Source organism: Salmonella sp. A1325 (genome assembly GCF_056991255.1).
In genome coordinates this window covers 198,409-219,629 of sequence record NZ_JAMLWO010000002.1, presented here as the reverse complement: position 1 = coordinate 219,629, position 21,221 = coordinate 198,409, and the positions used below count along the sequence as shown (strand labels likewise).

Here is a 21,221-nt window from a genome sequence, read left to right as displayed (position 1 = left end):
TCGATAATAAATTGGGATACGGGTAATTGGCCAGTTTTTTTGTCTGGATTAGGTTATCCCCGCTGGCGCGGGGAACGCTGCGCTATTAAGACTGTATCTACGGTTTATCCCATAATTTTAGGGAACGTATTAAAGATAACAGATAACTATAAAAAATACATAGTCTGGTTTAAGACTGTATCTACTTTTTATTTATATTTTCGTCTTCGAGAAAATGTAGTATAACTCCGATGACAGTATTTAAGAGATACCTCAGGACGGAACCTACCTATAGGTAGTTAATATTCCAAATTGGCTTAATAAATAGCCCTGCAGGAGTAAAGGTATGGATTTAACCAAAGAGAAATGGCTTCCCGTCATATTCTCAAACGGCGAAAAAACGAGAATATCATTACGCGATCTTCTGGATAACCGCATTCAGGATCTTGCATACCCCCGGCCCGATTTTCAGGGGGCTGCATGGCAAATGCTGATTGGTATTTTACAATGTACCGTCGCGCCGGAAGATAAAGAAGAATGGGCAGATATCTGGCATGAAAGTATCGAATTCGAACAATGGGAGAAGGCGTTAAATACGATTTCTCTGGCTCTACAGTTCGGCGAGCAAAAACCTTCCTTCCTGCAAAGTTTTGATCCTCTCGATAGTGAATATGGTTCTATTGCCGGGCTGCTGGTGGATGCGCCGGGCGGTAATGCGCTCAAGCTCAATAAAGATCATTTTGTAAAACGTGGCAACGTAGAACAAATATGTCCTCACTGCGCGGCGATAGCGCTATTTGCGATTCAAACCAATTCACCTGCCGGCGGGGCGGGTTACCGGGTAGGGATGCGCGGCGGTGGTCCGCTGACTACGCTGGTGGTACCGCAGGAAGAAGATAAATATCCACTATGGAAAAAACTTTGGCTTAACGTTTTGCCGCAGGAAGAGCCGCCGAATGTTACACAGCATCCACTCATTTTTCCCTGGCTTGCGCCGACGAAAACCAGCGAAAAAGCGGGGAATGTGGTCACACCGGATAATGCGCACCCCTTGCAAGCCTACTGGGGAATGCCGCGGCGCATAGAACTGGATTTCACCCACACTGTGGCAGGTATCTGCGATTTGTGCGGGGAGCATCACGAATCACTGCTACTGCAAATGCGTAGTAAAAATTATGGCGTTCAGTACGACAGTTGGCTACATCCTTTCTCCCCATATCGGCAGGCATTGAAAGATCCATCCGCACCCTGGCTGGCGTTTAAAGGGCAGCCGGGCGGGTTAAGTTATAAAGACTGGTTGGGGCTGATGCTCAATCGTGAGGATAAGTTCAACAAAATGCAGCCTGCAAAGGTCGTTCGTGCCGCTGGTCAGCGGAACAAAATGAGCCTGTGGTGCTTTGCCTGGGATATGGATAAGGCCAAGGTCCGCTGCTGGTATCAGCACCGTATTCCGCTCATTAGCGTTTCGCACGAAGAGCAATTTCTCGCTGTGCTTAACATTGTGCTGGTGCTGGCTAGTGAGTCGCTGTCGCTGTTACGGAACGCGTTAAAGAGCGCCAAATTCGATTGTCCGAAAGAAGCCAAAATGGATTTTAGTATGGTGGATATCGCCTTCTGGCAGGAAACCGAACCCGCTTTTCGGACGTTGCAAGAGGCGCTGGCTGTCGATCCGCTTCGGCAGGATACACAGACTCGTCACGCAGTAAGTCAGTGGGAGGCGGAATTAGCACACTATCTATTTCACGTTTTTGACCGTGATGCCCTGACCAACCCCGACTGCCCGGACGATATCCTGCAGCGCCAGCTGACGGCCCGACAGGATTTAGCCAGCAGCTATCGTAAACATAAAGCGCGCAAGGATGTGTTGGCGCTGGTCGAATAACAGAAGGAAGCCAAATATGCTGAATAGCAATACAGCAGTGTTATGCAGAATTCTCCACCCCGATGCGCAGAAGGCGCTACTTGACTGGTTTGCTACGCTGTCTGAGCGTTACGAGCGCAAGGATGGTAAACGAGTCAACGGTCGCGCCTGGCGGGCTGAGTTGAAAAGAATGGCGCCGCCATATGGCGTAATGATATGTGAAGGGCATGACGCTCTCCGCCAGGCTCTGCTTAAACATATGCGACTGCAACCTCTTGATGAGATGGCTCTGGCGCTGTTTGTCAGCGTCGCTGTGCATATTAAGAGCCATAAGGCGAATATTAGTTTCGCTGCACAATTAGGGGAAAAGCTTAAAGGTTCCACGTCGTGCGTTTCTGGTCTGCGTTTTGAACGTTTGCAAAAAGCGTCCGACCCGGAAACATTTTGCCAGTTGTTGATTCAGGCAGTGAAGATTCGCGGTACGGAGGGGGTGAATGTTCTTTCACTTGCCGATGGCATTTTCCTGTGGATGGAAGAGTGGCAACGACGCGAAAACCATCAGCCGGAATTCCGTAACCCCTTTGAACGAAATCGCATCCGTTGGGCGAACGAATATCTTTCCACGTCGCGTGGCAAATAATCATTTTTAGAAGGATTTGATAATGACAACTTTTATTCAACTGCATTTATTGACTGCTTATGCGCCCGCTAACCTGAATCGTGATGAGTCTGGCAGACCGAAGACTGCGTTTATGGGAGGAGTTGAGCGTTTACGCGTATCGTCGCAAAGTCTGAAGCGTGCCTGGCGGGTGTCGGAAACTTTTGAAGCGGCAATGGATGGTTTTATGGGTAAGCGTACTCGTCGAATTGGCGTGGATTATGTTTATCGTCCGATGAAAGATGCCGGAATTGAAGAAAAAATTGCTAAGAGTTCGTCTGAGTTAATCGCTAAGCAATTTGGCAAGCTTAAAAGTGATAAAGATGCGAAACCGGAAAAAAATCTCGAAATTGAGCAGATCGTTCACGTCAGTAACCATGAAATTAGTTTGATTAAGCAACTGGTTGATACGCTAATTGCCGACAAACGCGAACCTAACGATGAAGAAGTGGAGTTGTTGCGCAAAGAGCAGCGTAGCGTAGATATGGCGCTGTTTGGCCGTATGCTGGCGTCATCGCCTGAGTTCAACGTCGAGGCTGCTTGTCAGGTATCCCATGCGTTGGGCGTAAGTGCCGTGACCGTTGAGTCTGATTTTTTCACCGCCGTTGACGATCTGAATAATAAAGAGGAAGACGCAGGTTCCGGGCATATGGGCGAGCAGGGTTTTGCCTCGGCGCTTTTCTATACCTATGTCTGTATCAGCCGCGATCTGCTGGTGGAAAACTTGGGTGGTAACGAAGAACTGGCGAAGCGTACTATCGCGGCACTCACTGAAACAGCGTTAACCGTCTCGCCAACCGGTAAACAAAACAGCTTCGCTTCTCGTGCCTATGCCACCTATGCGTTGGCCGAAGTCGGGCAAAAACAACCGCGTTCTCTGGCGGCGGCATTTTTCCAGCCGGTACGCGATACCGATCAAATTCCTGCGGCAATAACCCGTTTAAAACAGCAGCGCGCCAGCTTCGATAGCGTATACGGAAACTGTGCAGACGATTATCGCGAGTTGAACGTTCAGGAAGGTACGGGATCTCTGGCGGAATTACTGGCCTTTGTTAGCCAGTAAGGATGAATAATGAAGGAATATCTGGTTTTTCAGCTCTATGCGCCGCTGGCGTCGTGGGGGGAAGAAGCGTCTGGCGAGATTCGCCACTCAGCTACGGTTCCCACGCGCTCTGCGCTATTGGGTCTGCTTGCCGCAGCGTTAGGAATTCGTCGCGACGAAGAAGCGCGGCTGAATAACTTTAACCGGCACTATCATCTGGCGGTGCACGCGTTGGCTTCACAAGATCGCTGGTTGCGGGATTATCACACGGTTAGCGCGCCGCGAGAAAACAAAAAATATCGTTATTACACGCGCCGGGATGAACTGACTCTCGCGCCGGATGAAGTGGGAACGCTTATCTCGCAGCGAGAGTATCGCTGCGACGGCTACTGGCATGTGGCAATAAGTGCCACGCCTGATGCACCACATTCGCTTAGCAAATTGCGAGAGGCGCTGCTGACACCGCATTTTCCGCTCTATCTGGGGAGAAAATCCTGCCCGCTGGCGTTACCGTTAGCGGCGCGTTTAATGACCGGCACCTTAAAAGAGGTATTCACCCATGCTGTGGAGGAGATTTCCGCAGCGGAATTAAGTGGATTTACCCTGCGTGAGGGTATTTGTTATTGGGATGATCCTGATGAGGAGAGTCTGGTCTGGCAACAAAAGCAGCATAGCAATAACCAGCCAGTTAGCCGCCAACGCTGGCAGTTTGGCGGCTACACCCGCTTCAATGGGCCGTTGCAGGAGAGAACATAATGTATCTTTCTCGTATTCAACTCCGGTTTAATAATTTGCGACCGGAGATGTTGGCAAAGTGGAATTCAGCCAGGCCTTATGCCGGCCACCAGTGGTTATGGCAGCTCTTTCCGGAACAGGAATTGCGTCAGTTTCTGTTTCGCGAAGAGGCGCATGGCGGCTTTTTTATGCTCTCGGCAATACCGCCGTTATTGCAGCACTCCCTGTTTCTTATTGAAACCAAACCATTTAATCCGCAACTGACAAATGGTCTTGAGCTTGATTTTCAACTACGAGCTAACCCGGTGATAACCCGCAACGGTAAGCGCAGTGACGTGATGATGAACGCGAAACATCAGGCGAAGGCGAATGGTGTGGAGAAAGAACGGTGGTGGGAGCTTCAACAGCAGGCCGCGCAGGCGTGGCTGGAACAACAAGGGCAGCAGCATGGTTTCCGGCTGATTGCACCGGAACCTGATGATTTCGCTATGTGGGCTGGTGACGAGTACAGTGAATTGCAGGCGCATTGTGGATGCGTGCAAGCGTATCAGCAGCATCGTTTTGTCCGTAAAGACCAGCAAAAACCGATCACTTTCAGTAGCGTTGATTTTAGCGGTGCGCTCTGTATCACCGATGCAGCACTGTTTAAACAGGCTTTATTTTCCGGATTAGGTAAAAGTAAAGCGCTGGGCTGCGGAATGCTGATGGTAAAAAGGAAACGCTGATGAGCTGGCTGCCGCTGAATCCCATCCCGTTGAAAGACCGTGTTTCGATGATATTTCTCCAGTACGGACAAATAGATGTGATCGACGGTGCGTTTGTGCTTATCGATAAAACGGGTGTACGTACCCATATTCCTGTTGGATCGGTGGCCTGCATCATGCTGGAACCGGGGACGCGGGTTTCCCATGCCGCCGTGCGACTTGTGGCAACGGTGGGTACGTTACTGGTGTGGGTGGGGGAAGCGGGCGTACGCGTTTACGCTTCGGGGCAACCTGGTGGTGCCCGTTCCGACAAATTGCTTTATCAGGCGAAACTTGCACTGGATGAAGATTTGCGGCTGAAGGTCGTGCGTAAAATGTTTGAATTACGTTTTGGCGAACCCGCGCCGAGCCGTCGTTCTGTAGATCAATTGCGTGGTATTGAGGGGAGCCGTGTGCGGGCAACCTATGCACTACTTGCTAAACAGTATGGCGTGAAATGGCAGGGACGTCGCTACGATCCGAAAGACTGGGAGAAAGGCGATGTCATTAATCAGTGTATCAGCTCGGCAACCTCCTGCCTCTATGGCGTAACGGAGGCGGCAATACTGGCTGCCGGATATGCGCCCGCGATTGGATTTGTGCACACCGGCAAGCCGCTTTCTTTTGTCTATGATATTGCCGATATCATTAAATTTGAGACCGTTGTACCGAAAGCATTTGAAATTGCGCGACGTAATCCTGCCGAGCCCGATCGTGATGTCCGTATTGCCTGCCGGGATATCTTCCGCAGTGGAAAAACATTGGCGAAATTGATTCCTCTTATTGAAGATGTTCTCGCGGCAGGGGAAATTCAACCGCCGTTACCTCCTGAAGATTCACAACCCATAGCGATCCCTCTTCCTGTTGCGTTGGGAGATTCCGGTCATCGGAGTACCTAACGATGAGTATGCTGGTTGTCGTTACCGAAAATGTTCCTCCTCGTCTGCGGGGGAGGCTGGCCGTCTGGTTACTGGAAATTCGAGCTGGTGTGTATGTTGGTGATGTTTCCGCAAAGATCCGCGAGATGATATGGCAACAGGTTTCCGTTCTGGCAGATGAGGGAAATGTTGTTATGGCGTGGGCGACAAATACAGAATCAGGTTTTGAGTTTCAGACTTTTGGTGTAAATCGACGTATTCCGGTAGATCTTGATGGACTGCGATTGGTGTCGTTTCTACCTGTTGAAAATCAATAAGTTAGAGATCTTTAAAAATTAGGAAAAGTTGGTGGGTTTTTTGTGCGCTAAAAAAGTATTTAAATTCAATTGGGTAGATTTAGAGTGTTCCCCGCGCCAGCGGGGATAAACCGGACGCGTTAACTGACCTGCGTGATGCCGTCGAGTGTTCCCCGCGCCAGCGGGGATAAACCGTATGATTTTACAGAACCACCGAACTGATTAGCGTGTTCCCCGCGCCAGCGGGGATAAACCGCAAACATTTGCGGCGAAGCGGTAACGACTCCCGTGTTCCCCGCGCCAGCGGGGATAAACCGTGTTTTTATCGTTAACCCCAACTCCGCCGCATGTGTTCCCCGCGCCAGCGGGGATAAACCGCCGCGGCATTAACGTTCTGCCGACTGACGGTGGTGTTCCCCGCGCCAGCGGGGATAAACCATATTCGAATCAAAGGCAGGTCGAATAAACGGCGTGTTCCCCGCGCCAGCGGGGATAAACCGACTGGCTAATCACGGTTAACGCCGTGCCGGTGGTGTTCCCCGCGCCAGCGGGGATAAACCGATTGACTTGAATAGTATCAAACATGGATTAACGTGTTCCCCGCGCCAGCGGGGATAAACCGCCGATCTCGACTGTGCAGCCTGGATTTTTGAAGTGTTCCCCGCGCCAGCGGGGATAAACCGTATTTTAGGCGTTATTAACTTACCAAACGTTGGTGTTCCCCGCGCCAGCGGGGATAAACCGCAGGGTGACAATCCGTTTGTGCTTTTCAATATGTGTTCCCCGCGCCAGCGGGGATAAACCGGCAGGGTAAGACCCTGCCATTATTTTTTACCAGTGTTCCCCGCGCCAGCGGGGATAAACCGATCACAACTGGAGCGAGAGTTACGCACAGACGGTGTTCCCCGCGCCAGCGGGGATAAACCGTTATATGCACGTTTCCTGCCTAATAAATGGATGTGTTCCCCGCGCCAGCGGGGATAAACCGGGCTTTCGCCATTCCCCTTAATTCGTCTGAATGTGTTCCCCGCGCCAGCGGGGATAAACCGCTGTATTACAGAAGGGATAAACACCTCTCAGAGTGTTCCCCGCGCCAGCGGGGATAAACCGGGCGCTACAGTCTGAATGATCTCCACGCCTCCGTGTTCCCCGCGCCAGCGGGGATAAACCGTGGATATTCATTGAGCGCTGGAAATTCAAAAAGTGTTCCCCGCGCCAGCGGGGATAAACCGATTTTTACAGCAACTGGGATCGTAAATTCATCGTGTTCCCCGCGCCAGCGGGGATAAACCGCAGGGAAGAGACGATGGCGGAGGCGCAGAAATGTGTTCCCCGCGCCAGCGGGGATAAACCGAACAGCTGGACAACGCGCTGGATGCGTTCAGCGTGTTCCCCGCGCCAGCGGGGATAAACCGCAACTGGGGAATTTGCTGAACTCGGCAGAAACGTGTTCCCCGCGCCAGCGGGGATAAACCGAAGACAACTCCTGTCTTTCCATCACTCGAAGCGTGTTCCCCGCGCCAGCGGGGATAAACCGAGGGGCGTTCCGCAGTCGGCAAGGGCTGAAAAATGTTCCCCGCGTCAGCGGGGATAAACACGTTTCACCAGCATATCAGGACGTTTTTTCCGCCTTCGCCAGCTCTTTTACCAACGGCAGCATTATCCGCACTACATCGCGGCTACGGCGCTCAATCCGCCCTGGCAGCGCCTTGTCAATATGCTGTTGATTATCAAGCCGTACGTCGTGCCAGCTATTGCCGTTCGGGAAGGATGCATTTTTCACGCGTTGCTGGTATCCGTCTTTTTTACCCAGATTCCAGTTCGTCGCCTCAACAGAAAGCACCGATATTCCCGCTTTATCGAAAACCTCCGCATCATTACAGCAACCCGTTCCTTTGGGGTAGGATGGATTGCGTCCCGGATTGGTGTTGGCGGCGATACCATAACGGCGCGCAATCGCTAATGCCCGATCGCGGGTCAGTGTACGCACCGCTTCCGGCGTATTTTTCCCGCTATTAAAATAGAGCTTGTCGCCAACAATCAGGTTATCGAGATTAATGACCAGCAGCGTATTTTTCTTCTCAGCGTCACTCATTCGTTTGAGTAAATTTTCCGCGCCTAGCTTTCCCTCTTCTTCCCCGCTGGTGGCGATAAAACGAATCCCATAATGGGTCGGTATATCTTTCAGGTGCGCCGCCAGTTCCAGCATAACGCCTAATCCCGCGGCATTATCATCCATTCCCTGTAACGTTAAACCGCCCAGATTGGCATCGACATCAGCGTCGCTCTGCGGAGCGTAGGTATCCAGATGCGCCATAATGATGATCTGTTGCGGCACGCGCCCTTCATGGGCGGCGATGACCGTACTGCCCGTCACGTTATGCCAGTTTTTGCGATTATCCTTCGTGGTATAAATAAATCGGCTATTAAACGTTCGAATATCGCTTTGGTATCCCATCTGGGTAAATTGTTGGCGTAAATAATCGGCAGATAACATCTCGGCGGGGGAGCCCGTCATTCTCCCGGGAAAAAAGGTGGCGATATGTCGTGCCTGAGTATTCGCTATTTCACCAGGCCCTGGTGATGCTGCTTGTGCAGGAAGGATAAAGCCTACGCCGAGCGCCAGAATGACGGCAAAGCGGCGCGTTGCGGAAAACATAATGAGTCCTTAAATACAGAACAAAATTTTACGTGGCTAGTATGAAACCGCGATCGTGTTAATACAATTTCATTTGCTCCTAAATGCTGGCAATCCGGTACGTTAAGCATTTTTTGATATTGGTTTTTGGGCCGCGTTATTCCTTTGAGGAACTACTCATTCCAATTCGTCATTTCATTCACTCTCCTGCGCTCCCTATAGTCGTGTAATCGAAATGTTTAGCAAAAAACGGTATTGCAAAGGAACGGTTATGGATCAAAAACGACTCACCCACCTGCGGCAACTGGAGGCGGAAAGTATCCACATTATCCGTGAAGTGGCAGCGGAATTCGCTAATCCGGTCATGCTGTACTCCATTGGTAAAGACTCCAGCGTCATGCTGCATTTGGCGCGTAAGGCGTTTTATCCGGGTACGTTACCGTTCCCGCTATTGCACGTTGATACCGGTTGGAAATTCCGTGAGATGTACGCCTTTCGCGATCGTACCGCCAACGCATACGGCTGCGAATTGCTGGTACATAAAAATCCGGAAGGCGTGGCGATGGGCATCAATCCGTTCGTTCACGGTAGCGCTAAACACACCGACATTATGAAAACCGAAGGGTTAAAGCAGGCGCTGAATAAGTACGGTTTTGATGCCGCGTTCGGCGGCGCACGGCGCGATGAGGAAAAATCCCGCGCGAAAGAACGTATTTACTCCTTTCGTGACCGTTTCCATCGCTGGGACCCGAAAAATCAGCGGCCAGAGTTGTGGCGTAACTATAACGGTCAGATTAATAAAGGAGAAAGTATACGCGTCTTCCCGCTCTCCAACTGGACAGAGCAGGATATCTGGCAATACATCTGGCTGGAAAACATCGACATCGTGCCGCTGTATTTGGCTGCTGAACGCCCGGTTCTGGAACGTGACGGCATGTTGATGATGGTGGATGACGATCGTATCGATCTCCAGCCTGGCGAAGTCATCAAAAAAAGGATGGTGCGCTTCCGTACACTTGGCTGTTGGCCGCTCACCGGGGCGGTGGAATCCCACGCGCAAACGCTGCCGGAAATTATCGAAGAGATGCTGGTTTCTACCACCAGCGAGCGCCAGGGGAGGATGATTGACCGCGATCAGGCGGGGTCGATGGAGCTTAAAAAACGTCAGGGGTATTTCTAAGGAGCCGCCATGAACACCATACTTGCACAACAAATCGCCAATGAAGGCGGCGTCGAAGCCTGGATGATTGCCCAACAACACAAAAGCCTGCTGCGTTTTTTAACCTGTGGCAGCGTTGATGACGGTAAAAGTACGTTGATAGGTCGTTTGCTGCACGATACCCTGCAAATTTATGAAGATCAGCTCTCTTCTCTGCATAATGACAGTAAACGTCATGGCACGCAGGGAGAAAAACTCGATCTGGCGCTGCTGGTAGATGGGCTGCAGGCCGAGCGTGAGCAGGGCATTACTATTGACGTCGCGTACCGCTATTTCTCCACGGAAAAACGAAAATTTATTATCGCCGACACGCCGGGCCATGAACAATATACCCGGAATATGGCGACCGGAGCGTCCACCTGCGATCTGGCGATCCTACTGATCGACGCGCGTAAAGGCGTGCTGGATCAGACGCGTCGCCATAGCTTTATCTCCACTCTGTTGGGGATCAAACACCTGGTGGTGGCAATCAACAAAATGGATCTCGTTGACTACCGCGAAGAGACCTTCGCTCGTATTCGCGAAGATTACCTGACTTTTGCTGAACAGTTGCCAGGCGATCTGGACATTCGCTTTGTCCCGCTTTCGGCGCTGGAAGGGGATAATGTCGCCGCGCAGAGCGCCAATATGCGCTGGTACAGCGGTCCGACGCTGCTGGAAGTCCTGGAAACGGTAGACATACAGCGTGCGGTAGACCGTCAGCCGATGCGCTTTCCGGTACAGTACGTCAATCGCCCGAATCTTGATTTTCGGGGGTATGCCGGCACTCTGGCGTCTGGTAGCGTCAAAGTCGGAGAGCGCATTAAAGTGCTGCCGTCTGGCGTGGAATCCAGCGTGGCGCGTATCGTCACTTTTGATGGCGATAAAGAAGAAGCCTATGCGGGCGAAGCCATTACCCTGGTACTCAACGACGACATTGATATTAGCCGCGGCGATCTGCTGCTGGCGGCAAACGAGACGCTGGCACCTGCGCGGCACGCCGCGATCGATGTGGTATGGATGGCGGAACAGCCGCTGGCACCGGGCCAAAGCTACGACGTTAAACTTGCGGGTAAGAAAACCCGCGCGCGTATCGAGGCTATTCGCTATCAGATTGATATCAACAATCTGACCCAACGAGACGTCGAGAGCCTGCCGTTAAACGGTATTGGTCTGGTAGAGATGACATTCGATGAGCCGCTCGCGCTGGATATTTATCAGCAAAATCCGGTGACGGGCGGGCTGATTTTTATCGACCGACTTTCTAACGTCACCGTGGGCGCTGGCATGGTGCGGGAACTGGATGAACGCGGAGCGACGCCGCCCGTGGAATACAGTGCGTTTGAGCTGGAGCTGAATGCGCTGGTACGCCGTCATTTTCCGCACTGGGACGCCCGCGATTTGCTGGGAGATAAACATGGCGCTGCATGATGAGAACGTGGTCTGGCACTCTCATCCCGTTACTGTCGCCGCCCGTGAACAGCTCCACGGCCACCGTGGCGTGGTGCTGTGGTTTACCGGGCTCTCCGGTTCGGGAAAATCAACGGTGGCCGGCGCGCTGGAAGAGGCGTTACATCAGCGTGGCGTCAGTACCTACCTGTTGGATGGCGATAATGTGCGCCACGGTTTGTGCCGTGATTTAGGCTTTAGCGATGCCGATCGCCAGGAGAATATCCGGCGGGTAGGCGAAGTGGCCAGTCTGATGGCGGACGCTGGCCTGATTGTTTTGACGGCATTTATTTCTCCGCACCGCGCCGAGCGGCAACTGGTAAAAGAGCGCGTCGGCCACGATCGTTTTATCGAGATTTATGTTAATACGCCGCTGGCTATCTGTGAACAGCGCGATCCTAAAGGGTTGTATAAAAAAGCGCGCGCGGGCGAGTTGCGTAACTTTACCGGCATCGACGCCATTTACGAAGCGCCTGACTCGCCCCAGGTTCATCTTAATGGTGAACAATTAGTAACAAATTTGGTTTCCCAATTATTAGACCTGCTGAGACGGCGCGATATTATCAGATCCTGAGACACCACCGGGCTTGTATGCCCGGTATGGTCAAGGTTACAGGATTTAATATGCGTAATAGCCATAACATTACTTTCACAAGGTCAGACGCCTTCATGGTCGACGATGACGCCACCAGTGCATTTCCGGGGGCGGTGGTCGGCTTTGTGTCATGGCTGCTGGCGTTGGGGATCCCTTTTCTGCTTTATGGTCCTAACACGCTGTTTTTTTTCCTCTATACCTGGCCCTTTTTCCTCGCGTTAATGCCGGTATCGGTGATTATCGGCATTGCGTTGCATCTGCTGGTAAAGGGCAAAATACTTTTTAGCATTATGTTTACTCTACTGGCCGTAGGCGCGCTGTTCGGCGCGTTATTTATATGGCTATTAGGGTAGACGGGTTATCAGTGCGCCTCCGGTCATAATTCAAACCGTAACCAACAATGAGATTATGTTCTCCTTACTCGGGTATACGTAACATCCGGCAAATGTGGTACATTTGCCGGCGTTGTCGCGGCAATCCCGTCCTGAATGTGGAGTCACAGAGGACGTTATGGGATGATGATGCCGTTTTTCAGGGGGCAGGATGGGTAAACTAACGCTGCTGTTGCTGGCTTTACTGGTCTGGCTACAGTACTCGCTGTGGTTCGGTAAGAACGGCATACATGACTATAGCCGCGTCAACGATGATGTGGTCGCGCAGCAGGCGACAAACGCCAAACTTAAAGCGCGTAACGATCAGCTTTTTGCCGAAATTGACGATCTCAATGGCGGCCAGGAAGCGATTGAGGAGCGCGCGCGCAACGAACTTAGCATGACCAAACCGGGCGAAACCTTCTATCGTCTGGTGCCTGACGCCTCAAAACGCGCGGCAACGGCGGGGCAAACTCATCGATAAACCATCCAGGGATTTAACATGGCAGCCACTTTATTGGACGTTTGCGCCGTGGTGCCGGCGGCCGGATTTGGCCGCCGAATGCAAACAGAATGTCCTAAGCAGTATCTCTCAATCGGTAATAAAACCATTCTGGAGCACTCAGTTCATGCGCTGCTGGCGCATCCTCGGGTGACACGCGTTGTTATTGCTATCAGTCCTGGCGATCATCGCTTTGCCCAACTTCCGCTGGCGAATCATCCGCAAATCACCGTTGTGGATGGCGGCAACGAACGCGCTGATTCCGTTTTGGCCGGGTTACAGGCCGTTGCAAAGGCGCAGTGGGTGCTGGTGCACGACGCGGCAAGACCCTGTTTGCATCAGGATGACCTTGCGCGGTTGCTGGCTATCAGCGAAAACAGCCGGGTCGGCGGTATCCTCGCCAGTCCGGTGCGCGACACCATGAAACGCGGCGAACCAGGGAAAAACGCTATTGCCCATACCGTAGAGCGCGCCGATTTATGGCACGCGCTCACCCCGCAGTTTTTCCCCCGCGAGCTCTTGCACGATTGTCTGACGCGTGCGCTGAATGAAGGCGCGACCATCACCGACGAGGCGTCAGCGCTGGAGTATTGTGGTTTTCATCCGGCGCTGGTAGAAGGTCGCGCGGATAACATCAAGGTCACCCGTCCGGAAGATCTGGCGCTGGCGGAATTTTATCTGACCCGAACCATCCACCAGGAGAAAGCATAATGCGAATTGGACACGGTTTTGACGTACACGCGTTTGGCGGAGAAGGGCCGATTATTATTGGCGGCGTGCGTATCCCTTATGAAAAAGGGCTATTGGCGCATTCCGATGGCGATGTGGCGTTACATGCGCTGACCGATGCGCTGCTGGGCGCAGCGGCGCTTGGCGATATCGGCAAGCTCTTCCCGGATACCGATCCGGCATTTAAGGGAGCGGATAGCCGCGAACTACTGCGTGAAGCCTGGCGTCGTATTCAGGCGAAGGGGTACACCCTCGGTAACGTAGATGTCACCATTATTGCGCAGGCGCCGAAAATGTTGCCGCATATTCCGCAAATGCGCGTCTTTATCGCCGAAGATCTCGGCTGCCATATGGATGAGGTTAACGTGAAGGCGACGACGACGGAAAAGCTCGGATTTACCGGACGCGGAGAAGGCATTGCCTGCGAAGCGGTCGCGTTGCTGATGAAGGCGGCGAAATGACAGAGTTTGACAATCTCACCTGGCTGCACGGAAAACCACAAGGTAGCGGATTGCTGAAAGCGAATCCGGAAGATTTTGTGGTGGTTGAAGATTTAGGCTTTAGGCCGGATGGTGAAGGTGAGCACATTCTGCTGCGTATTTTGAAAAACGGTTGCAATACCCGTTTTGTCGCTGACGCGCTGGCGAAATTCCTGAAAATTCACGCTCGCGAAGTGAGCTTTGCCGGGCAAAAAGATAAACACGCCGTTACCGAGCAGTGGCTGTGCGCGCGCGTGCCGGGGAAAGAGATGCCCGATTTCAGCGCCTTTCAGCTGGAAGGTTGTAAAGTGCTGGAATACGCGCGTCACAAGCGTAAGCTGCGTTTAGGCGCGCTGAAAGGCAATGCCTTTACGCTGGTGTTGCGTGAAATAAGCGATCGCCGCGATGTCGAAACACGATTGCAGGCGATTCGCGATGGCGGCGTGCCGAACTATTTCGGCGCACAGCGATTCGGCATTGGCGGCAGCAACTTGCAGGGCGCGCTGCGCTGGGCGCAAAGTAACGCGCCGGTGCGCGATCGCAATAAACGCAGTTTTTGGTTGTCGGCGGCACGTAGCGCGTTGTTTAATCAAATTGTTCACCAGCGGCTGAAGAAACCAGACTTTAATCAAGTTGTTGACGGCGATGCGCTACAATTAGCGGGGCGTGGAAGCTGGTTCGTCGCGACATCTGAAGAACTGCCTGAATTGCAGCGCCGGGTAGACGAAAAAGAGCTGATGATTACAGCATCGTTGCCGGGCAGCGGAGAGTGGGGAACACAGCGTGCGGCGCTGGCGTTTGAGCAAGATGCCATTGCCCAGGAAACGGTGTTGCAATCGCTGTTGCTGCGCGAAAAAGTAGAGGCGTCGCGCAGAGCGATGCTGCTTTATCCGCAACAATTAAGCTGGAACTGGTGGGATGACGTTACCGTCGAGTTACGTTTCTGGCTGCCCGCAGGCAGTTTTGCCACCAGCGTAGTAAGGGAACTGATCAACACAATGGGTGATTATGCGCATATTGCTGAGTAACGATGACGGGGTTCACGCGCCCGGTATACAAACGCTGGCGAAAGCGCTGCGTGAGTTTGCTGATGTACAGGTCGTAGCCCCGGATCGTAACCGCAGCGGCGCGTCTAATTCCCTCACGCTGGAATCTTCGCTTCGTACTTTTACCTTTGATAATGGCGATATCGCCGTACAGATGGGGACGCCGACCGATTGCGTCTATCTGGGCGTTAATGCCTTAATGCGTCCGCGTCCGGATATTGTCGTTTCCGGTATTAACGCGGGTCCGAATCTGGGCGATGATGTGATCTATTCCGGTACAGTCGCCGCGGCGATGGAAGGTCGTCATCTCGGCTTTCCGGCATTAGCGGTCTCCCTTAACGGCTATCAGCATTATGATACGGCTGCAGCCGTGACTTGCGCGCTTTTGCGAGGGTTAAGCCGGGAGCCGTTGCGTACCGGGCGTATTCTCAACGTGAATGTCCCGGATCTACCGTTAGCGCAGGTTAAAGGCATCCGCGTGACTCGCTGTGGTAGCCGCCATCCAGCGGATAAAGTAATCCCGCAGGAAGATCCGCGCGGTAATACATTGTACTGGATTGGCCCGCCGGGCGATAAATACGATGCCGGGCCGGATACCGATTTCGCGGCGGTGGATGAAGGCTACGTCTCCGTCACGCCGTTGCATGTGGATTTAACCGCGCACAGCGCGCATGATGTGGTTTCAGACTGGTTAGACAGCGTGGGAGTTGGCACGCAATGGTAAGTGGACGTGTACAGGCTCTTCTTGAACAATTGCGCGCGCAGGGCATCAGAGATGAGCAGGTGCTTAATGCGCTTGCTGCAGTGCCGCGCGAGAAATTTATTGATGAAGCGTTTGAACATAAGGCCTGGGAAAATATCGCTTTGCCGATAGGCCAGGGTCAGACGATTTCGCAGCCCTATATGGTGGCGCGAATGACGGAACTGCTCGAACTGACGCCGCAATCCAGGGTGCTGGAAATTGGCACCGGTTCCGGCTATCAGACGGCGATTCTGGCGCATCTGGTACATCACGTTTGCTCCGTTGAGCGGATTAAGGGGCTGCAATGGCAGGCGCGTCGCCGCCTGAAGCAGCTCGATTTACATAATGTTTCTACCCGTCATGGCGATGGCTGGCAAGGCTGGCAGGCGCGTGCGCCGTTTGACGCTATCATTGTGACGGCTGCGCCGCCGGAAATTCCTACCGCGCTCATGGCACAGTTGGATGAAGGCGGCATTCTTGTTCTGCCCGTGGGCGATGAGCAGCAGTTTTTGAAACGCGTGCGTCGCCGGGGCGGCGAATTTATTATCGATACCGTGGAGGCCGTTCGCTTCGTCCCGTTAGTCAAGGGAGAGCTGGCCTAGTTTGCCCTGCAAACACCCACTCTTACGCCTGATGAAGCCGAAACGAATACCTGGAGTTTTCCTGGTTATTCCCGGTGGGTTAAGCGTATCGTGAACACATTTTCCCGTGTTCACTTAATGCGTTGCACGGTTCTTACGTCACTGGTTGTTAACCAAATTTTTTCCTGGGGGATAAATGAGCGCGGGAAGCCCAAAATTCACCGTTAGTCGCATTGCGGCACTATCACTGGTTTCACTATGGCTGGCAGGTTGTACCAGTTCGTCAAACCCTCCGGCGCCGGTTACGTCTGTGGACAGTGGTTCGTCATCAAATACCAATTCCGGGATGTTGATCACACCGCCGCCAAAAATGGGCGCGACGACGCAACAAACGCCGCAACAAGCGCCGCAAATTCAACCCGTTCAGCGTCCTGTAACGCAGCCCATTCAAACTCAACCGGTCGCGGAACAGCCCGTGCAGATGGAAAATGGGCGAATCGTATATAATCGCCAGTATGGGAATATTCCGAAAGGTAGCTATACGGGTGGCAGTACTTACACCGTGAAAAAGGGTGATACGCTTTTTTACATCGCCTGGATTACCGGGAACGATTTCCGCGATCTGGCCCAGAGAAACAGTATTTCTGCCCCGTATAGCCTGAATGTAGGGCAAACTTTGCAAGTTGGTAACGCATCCGGTACGCCAATTACTGGTGGAAATGCGATCACCCAGGCGGATGCAGCACAGCAAGGAGTTGTGACCAGGTCTGCACAAAATTCCACCGTTGCAGTTGCGTCTCAACCAACAATTACGTATTCTGAGGGCTCAGGTGAACAAAGTGCTAACAAAATGTTGCCAAACAACAAGCCTGCTGGGACGGTTGTCACAGCGCCTGTAACGGCACCAACGGTAAGCACGACCGAACCAAATGCAAGCAGTACGTCAACCAGCGCGCCGATTTCCGCATGGCGCTGGCCGACGGATGGCAAAGTGATCGAAAACTTTGGTGCTTCCGAAGGGGGCAATAAAGGGATCGACATTGCAGGCAGTAAGGGACAGGCTATCGTCGCAACCGCTGATGGGCGCGTCGTATATGCCGGTAACGCACTGCGTGGTTACGGTAATCTTATTATCATCAAACATAACGATGATTACCTGAGTGCCTACGCCCATAATGATACGATGCTGGTCCGGGAACAACAGGAAGTTAAGGCGGGGCAAAAAATCGCTACTATGGGTAGCACCGGCACCAGCTCTACACGCTTGCATTTTGAAATTCGTTACAAGGGGAAATCCGTAAACCCGCTGCGTTATTTACCGCAGCGATAAAGCGGCGGAACCAGGCTTTGACTTGCTAGTTCCGTCAAGGGATCACGGGTAGGAGCCACCTTATGAGTCAGAATACGCTGAAAGTTCATGATTTAAATGAAGACGCGGAATTTGATGAGAACGGAGTAGAGGCTTTTGACGAAAAAGCCTTGAGTGAAGAGGAACCCAGTGATAACGACCTGGCTGAAGAAGAGCTGTTATCGCAAGGGGCCACACAGCGTGTGTTGGACGCGACTCAGCTTTACCTTGGTGAGATTGGGTATTCACCACTGTTAACAGCCGAAGAAGAAGTCTATTTTGCGCGTCGCGCACTGCGTGGGGATGTCGCTTCTCGCCGTCGCATGATTGAGAGTAACCTGCGTCTGGTGGTAAAAATTGCCCGCCGTTATGGCAATCGTGGACTGGCGTTGCTGGACCTGATTGAAGAGGGCAACCTGGGGCTTATCCGTGCAGTCGAGAAGTTTGACCCGGAACGCGGGTTCCGCTTCTCAACATACGCAACCTGGTGGATTCGCCAGACAATCGAACGGGCGATTATGAACCAAACCCGTACGATTCGCTTGCCGATTCACATTGTTAAAGAGCTGAACGTATACCTGCGCACCGCACGTGAGTTGTCGCATAAACTGGACCACGAACCGAGTGCGGAAGAAATTGCAGAGCAACTGGATAAACCGGTTGATGACGTCAGCCGTATGCTTCGTCTCAACGAGCGCATTACCTCGGTAGACACCCCGCTGGGTGGTGATTCCGAAAAAGCGTTGCTGGACATCCTGGCCGATGAAAAAGAGAACGGTCCGGAAGACACCACGCAAGATGACGATATGAAACAGAGCATCGTCAAATGGTTGTTCGAACTGAACGCCAAACAGCGTGAAGTGCTGGCGCGCCGTTTCGGTCTGCTGGGATATGAGGCTGCGACACTGGAAGATGTAGGCCGTGAAATCGGTCTTACGCGTGAACGTGTTCGTCAGATTCAGGTTGAAGGCCTGCGCCGTCTGCGCGAAATTCTGCAGACGCAGGGGCTGAATATCGAAGCGCTGTTCCGCGAGTAAGTACCCTTGTCAAAAAAAGGCCAGTCTGTCGACTGGCCTTTTTTTTACCGTTTGTCTTCTGCCAGCAGCGGCGGGATACTCGGCACCATTGGCGCGTCATCAATATCTTTTTGCGTCATGCGAAACGCTTGTGGATAGTGTTCGCGGCTGGTACGGCGTAACGGTTCGGTATCGCGCCAGGTATACAGACAATGCTGACACTGATATACCGTCCAGACTCCTTTTACCGGCGAAGTCGCCATGAGTTCAATATGTGCATCGGCACAGCGTGGACAAATCATCGGTTACTCCTTATTTACGGTTTGCCAGCATGGCGGTCAGCTTTTCAGCCCAGGCTTTAGTTTCCGGTAAATCAACAACCGGCTGGCTATAGTGACCACGGTTATCTGGCGCAACCGGCGTGGTGGCGTCAATGATCAGCTTGTCGGTAATCCCCGCCGGGCTTGAGCCCGGGTCCAGTTCCAGGACGGACATATTCGGTAGCTGTACCAGATCGCCTGCCGGATTCACTTTCGACGACAACGCCCACATCACCTGTGGCAGATTGAATGGATCGACATCTTCATCGACCATGATCACCATCTTCACATATCCCAGACCATGCGGCGTCGTCATCGCTCGCAGGCCCACCGCACGGGCAAAGCCGCCGTAGCGTTTTTTGGTCGAGATGATGGCCAGCAGGCCGTGGGTGTACATGGCGTTTACCGCCTGCACTTCCGGAAATTCGGCTTTCAACTGTTGATACAGTGGCACGCAGGTCGCCGGCCCCATCAGGTAGTCGATTTCCGTCCACGGCATACCCAAATAGAGCGATTCAAAAATGGGTTTGCTGCGGTAAGAGACCTTATCGATACGCACCACGGTCATGTTGCGACCGCCGGAATAGTGGCCGGTAAATTCGCCGAACGGTCCTTCAATTTCACGTTTACGGCTTTCGATGACCCCTTCAAGAATGACTTCAGATCCCCACGGCACATCAAAACCGGTCAACGGCGCGGTGGCGATAGGATAGGGGCTTTCACGCAGCGCGCCTGCCATTTCATACTCTGACTGATCGTATTTCAGCGGCGTTGCGCCCATCAGGGTAATGATCGGATCGTTACCCAACGTGATCGCAATCGGCAGATCTTCCCCGCGCTCTTCAGCTTTGTGCAGGTGCAATGCGATATCATGCATCGGCACTGGTTGCAGACCCAGCTTACGCTTGCCTTTAACTTCCATACGGTAGATGCCGACATTCTGCTTGCCGAAGTTATCGGGATCGAGCGGATCGCGTGATACCACACAGGCTTTATCCAGATAGAATCCGCCGTCGCCGTCGTTCAGACGAAACAGCGGCAGGATATCAAACAGGTTGATCGCGTCGCCGTCGACGGTATTTTCCGCCCAGCCCGGATTCGCCCGTCGTTCCGGCGCTACCGGAAAATTGTCCCAGCGGCGAATAAATTCATCGATCTGTTTTTTAACCGGCGTGTTAGGCGGCAAACCCAGTGAGATGGCATGGTTCTGCCAGGAACCGATGGTATTCATCGCCACGCGGGCGTCGGTAAAACCACGAATATTGTCAAACCACAGCGCGGGCGCGCCATCGCCGATGCGTCCCGTTGCGTTGGCAGCGGCGGCGAGATCCGGCTCCGCATTCACTTCCTCGCTGATTTTCAGCAGTTGTCCCTGCTGATCCAGCGCATGTAAAAAACTGCGCAAATCATCAAATGCCATTATCCATTCTCCTGTGAAAAATTTGCTGCCTGTCGCAGTCCTTGCCAGCGACGCGCGCGCGTATGCTCCAGACCAAACTGGTCGAGAACGCGCGCTACGATGTGCTGGATAATATCGTCAACGGTTTGCGGCAGGTTGTAGAACGCGGGCATGGGCGGCACTATCGCCACCCCCATACGAGAAAGCGCAAGCATGTTTTCCAGATGAATCGTGCTGAGCGGCATTTCCCGCGGTACAAGCACCAGCTTGCGACCCTCTTTCAACACGACATCGGCAGCGCGTCCCACCAGCCCCTCGGCATAGCCGGCGCGAACCCCCGCCAGTGTTTTCATACTGCAGGGGATAATAATCATGCCGTCGGTACGAAATGAGCCGGAGGAAATGGTCGCCGCCTGATCGGCCGGGCTATGACAATAATCTGCCAGGGCGGCTACCTCAGCGGGCGTGTAGGGCGTCTCCAGTTCAATAGTGGTTTTCGCCCACTTTGACATTACCAGATGCGTTTCAACATCAGGTATCGCCCGCAATGCCTGGAGTAGCTCGACGCCAAGCGGCGCGCCGGTCGCACCGGTCATCCCCACAATCAATCTCATTT

The 21,221-nt window shown here is 52.9% G+C and carries 24 protein-coding genes and 1 CRISPR repeat array; of the genes, 19 read left to right on the top strand and 5 right to left on the bottom strand.

What is annotated here, in order from left to right:
* The first annotated feature begins 325 nt into the window (after positions 1 to 325).
* Genes casA through cas2e form a run of 7 tightly spaced genes read left to right on the top strand, consistent with a single transcriptional unit; the run spans position 326 to position 6,213 of the window.
* A complete protein-coding gene (casA, locus tag NAZ64_RS05025) occupies positions 326 to 1,861 on the top strand; it encodes a type I-E CRISPR-associated protein Cse1/CasA (RefSeq protein ID WP_023136481.1) in 1,536 nt (511 codons plus the stop codon).
* Between the two features lie 16 nt (positions 1,862 to 1,877).
* Positions 1,878 to 2,480 (top strand): type I-E CRISPR-associated protein Cse2/CasB, encoded by a 603-nt coding sequence (gene casB / locus NAZ64_RS05020; protein WP_000935106.1) that lies wholly within the window; start codon positions 1,878 to 1,880, stop codon positions 2,478 to 2,480.
* Between the two features lie 22 nt (positions 2,481 to 2,502).
* Positions 2,503 to 3,561, top strand: a complete 1,059-nt coding sequence (gene cas7e / locus NAZ64_RS05015; protein ID WP_001537534.1) for a type I-E CRISPR-associated protein Cas7/Cse4/CasC — start codon at positions 2,503 to 2,505, stop codon at positions 3,559 to 3,561.
* A gap of 9 nt (positions 3,562 to 3,570) precedes the next feature.
* Entirely contained in the window at positions 3,571 to 4,296 is a 726-nt protein-coding gene (gene cas5e / locus NAZ64_RS05010; protein WP_079962081.1) for a type I-E CRISPR-associated protein Cas5/CasD, read from the top strand.
* Complete coding sequence (gene cas6e / locus NAZ64_RS05005; RefSeq protein ID WP_079962083.1) at positions 4,296 to 5,000, top strand: type I-E CRISPR-associated protein Cas6/Cse3/CasE; 705 nt, start codon at positions 4,296 to 4,298, stop codon at positions 4,998 to 5,000. Before cas5e ends, cas6e begins: the two co-directional genes overlap by 1 nt.
* The gene (cas1e, locus tag NAZ64_RS05000; protein WP_483640881.1) at positions 5,000 to 5,917 is read left to right on the top strand and encodes a type I-E CRISPR-associated endonuclease Cas1e; all 918 of its coding nucleotides are present in this window, start codon (positions 5,000 to 5,002) and stop codon (positions 5,915 to 5,917) included. The genes cas6e and cas1e overlap by 1 nt, the downstream gene beginning before the upstream one ends.
* 2 nt (positions 5,918 to 5,919) lie before the next feature.
* A complete protein-coding gene (gene cas2e, locus NAZ64_RS04995; RefSeq protein ID WP_000062282.1) occupies positions 5,920 to 6,213 on the top strand; it encodes a type I-E CRISPR-associated endoribonuclease Cas2e in 294 nt (97 codons plus the stop codon).
* A gap of 84 nt (positions 6,214 to 6,297) precedes the next feature.
* Positions 6,298 to 7,790: direct repeats of the CRISPR family, unit length 29 nt; unit sequence GTGTTCCCCGCGCCAGCGGGGATAAACCG.
* 14 nt (positions 7,791 to 7,804) lie between these two features.
* On the opposite strand, the gene NAZ64_RS04990 is transcribed toward cas2e, so the two are convergent.
* On the bottom strand, positions 7,805 to 8,851 hold the full coding sequence (locus NAZ64_RS04990) for an aminopeptidase (RefSeq protein ID WP_220569660.1): 1,047 nt from the start codon (positions 8,849 to 8,851) through the stop codon (positions 7,805 to 7,807).
* Positions 8,852 to 9,101: 250 nt separating this feature from the next.
* Here NAZ64_RS04990 and cysD point away from each other — a divergent pair, with 250 nt between their 5' ends.
* From cysD to NAZ64_RS04940, 10 genes are all read left to right on the top strand, one after another.
* Positions 9,102 to 10,010 (top strand): sulfate adenylyltransferase subunit CysD, encoded by a 909-nt coding sequence (cysD, locus tag NAZ64_RS04985; protein ID WP_000372384.1) that lies wholly within the window; start codon positions 9,102 to 9,104, stop codon positions 10,008 to 10,010.
* 9 nt (positions 10,011 to 10,019) lie between these two features.
* Entirely contained in the window at positions 10,020 to 11,459 is a 1,440-nt protein-coding gene (gene cysN / locus NAZ64_RS04980) for a sulfate adenylyltransferase subunit CysN (protein ID WP_001092259.1), read from the top strand.
* Positions 11,446 to 12,051: an adenylyl-sulfate kinase gene (cysC, locus tag NAZ64_RS04975; protein WP_001173663.1), complete on the top strand. Its 606-nt coding sequence runs from the start codon at positions 11,446 to 11,448 to the stop codon at positions 12,049 to 12,051. Before cysN ends, cysC begins: the two co-directional genes overlap by 14 nt.
* 50 nt (positions 12,052 to 12,101) lie before the next feature.
* The gene (locus NAZ64_RS04970) at positions 12,102 to 12,425 is read left to right on the top strand and encodes a DUF3561 family protein (protein ID WP_001537530.1); all 324 of its coding nucleotides are present in this window, start codon (positions 12,102 to 12,104) and stop codon (positions 12,423 to 12,425) included.
* A 190-nt stretch (positions 12,426 to 12,615) separates the two neighbouring features.
* Positions 12,616 to 12,927 carry a cell division protein FtsB gene (ftsB, locus tag NAZ64_RS04965; RefSeq protein ID WP_000517480.1) on the top strand — a complete coding sequence of 104 codons (312 nt, stop codon included), beginning with the start codon at positions 12,616 to 12,618 and terminating at the stop codon, positions 12,925 to 12,927.
* Between the two features lie 18 nt (positions 12,928 to 12,945).
* Positions 12,946 to 13,656, top strand: coding sequence for a 2-C-methyl-D-erythritol 4-phosphate cytidylyltransferase (ispD, locus tag NAZ64_RS04960; protein WP_000741649.1), 711 nt, complete (start codon positions 12,946 to 12,948; stop codon positions 13,654 to 13,656).
* Positions 13,656 to 14,135, top strand: coding sequence for a 2-C-methyl-D-erythritol 2,4-cyclodiphosphate synthase (ispF, locus tag NAZ64_RS04955; RefSeq protein WP_001219245.1), 480 nt, complete (start codon positions 13,656 to 13,658; stop codon positions 14,133 to 14,135). Before ispD ends, ispF begins: the two co-directional genes overlap by 1 nt.
* Positions 14,132 to 15,181: a tRNA pseudouridine(13) synthase TruD gene (truD, locus tag NAZ64_RS04950; protein ID WP_000134241.1), complete on the top strand. Its 1,050-nt coding sequence runs from the start codon at positions 14,132 to 14,134 to the stop codon at positions 15,179 to 15,181. Before ispF ends, truD begins: the two co-directional genes overlap by 4 nt.
* Positions 15,162 to 15,923, top strand: a complete 762-nt coding sequence (surE, locus tag NAZ64_RS04945) for a 5'/3'-nucleotidase SurE (RefSeq protein ID WP_001221538.1) — start codon at positions 15,162 to 15,164, stop codon at positions 15,921 to 15,923. The genes truD and surE overlap by 20 nt, the downstream gene beginning before the upstream one ends.
* On the top strand, positions 15,917 to 16,543 hold the full coding sequence (locus NAZ64_RS04940) for a protein-L-isoaspartate(D-aspartate) O-methyltransferase (RefSeq protein WP_000253545.1): 627 nt from the start codon (positions 15,917 to 15,919) through the stop codon (positions 16,541 to 16,543). Before surE ends, NAZ64_RS04940 begins: the two co-directional genes overlap by 7 nt.
* 138 nt (positions 16,544 to 16,681) lie before the next feature.
* Here NAZ64_RS04940 and NAZ64_RS04935 read toward each other — a convergent pair whose 3' ends face one another.
* Positions 16,682 to 16,840, bottom strand: coding sequence for a peptidase (locus NAZ64_RS04935; RefSeq protein WP_223148970.1), 159 nt, complete (start codon positions 16,838 to 16,840; stop codon positions 16,682 to 16,684).
* On the opposite strand from NAZ64_RS04935, the gene nlpD reads away from it, so the two are divergent.
* The gene (nlpD, locus tag NAZ64_RS04930) at positions 16,770 to 17,852 is read left to right on the top strand and encodes a murein hydrolase activator NlpD (RefSeq protein ID WP_223228865.1); all 1,083 of its coding nucleotides are present in this window, start codon (positions 16,770 to 16,772) and stop codon (positions 17,850 to 17,852) included. The genes NAZ64_RS04935 and nlpD overlap by 71 nt on opposite strands.
* 62 nt (positions 17,853 to 17,914) lie before the next feature.
* Entirely contained in the window at positions 17,915 to 18,907 is a 993-nt protein-coding gene (rpoS, locus tag NAZ64_RS04925) for an RNA polymerase sigma factor RpoS (RefSeq protein WP_000081498.1), read from the top strand.
* Positions 18,908 to 18,951: 44 nt separating this feature from the next.
* Here rpoS and NAZ64_RS04920 read toward each other — a convergent pair whose 3' ends face one another.
* From NAZ64_RS04920 to NAZ64_RS04910, 3 genes are read right to left on the bottom strand one after another with little or no spacing between them, the layout of a single operon-like run.
* On the bottom strand, positions 18,952 to 19,188 hold the full coding sequence (locus tag NAZ64_RS04920; RefSeq protein WP_000562964.1) for a non-oxidative hydroxyarylic acid decarboxylases subunit D: 237 nt from the start codon (positions 19,186 to 19,188) through the stop codon (positions 18,952 to 18,954).
* Positions 19,189 to 19,198: 10 nt separating this feature from the next.
* A complete protein-coding gene (locus tag NAZ64_RS04915) occupies positions 19,199 to 20,626 on the bottom strand; it encodes a non-oxidative hydroxyarylic acid decarboxylases subunit C (RefSeq protein ID WP_000863168.1) in 1,428 nt (475 codons plus the stop codon).
* Positions 20,626 to 21,219 carry a non-oxidative hydroxyarylic acid decarboxylases subunit B gene (locus NAZ64_RS04910; RefSeq protein ID WP_001237180.1) on the bottom strand — a complete coding sequence of 198 codons (594 nt, stop codon included), beginning with the start codon at positions 21,217 to 21,219 and terminating at the stop codon, positions 20,626 to 20,628. Before NAZ64_RS04910 ends, NAZ64_RS04915 begins: the two co-directional genes overlap by 1 nt.
* Positions 21,220 to 21,221: the final 2 nt, after the last annotated feature.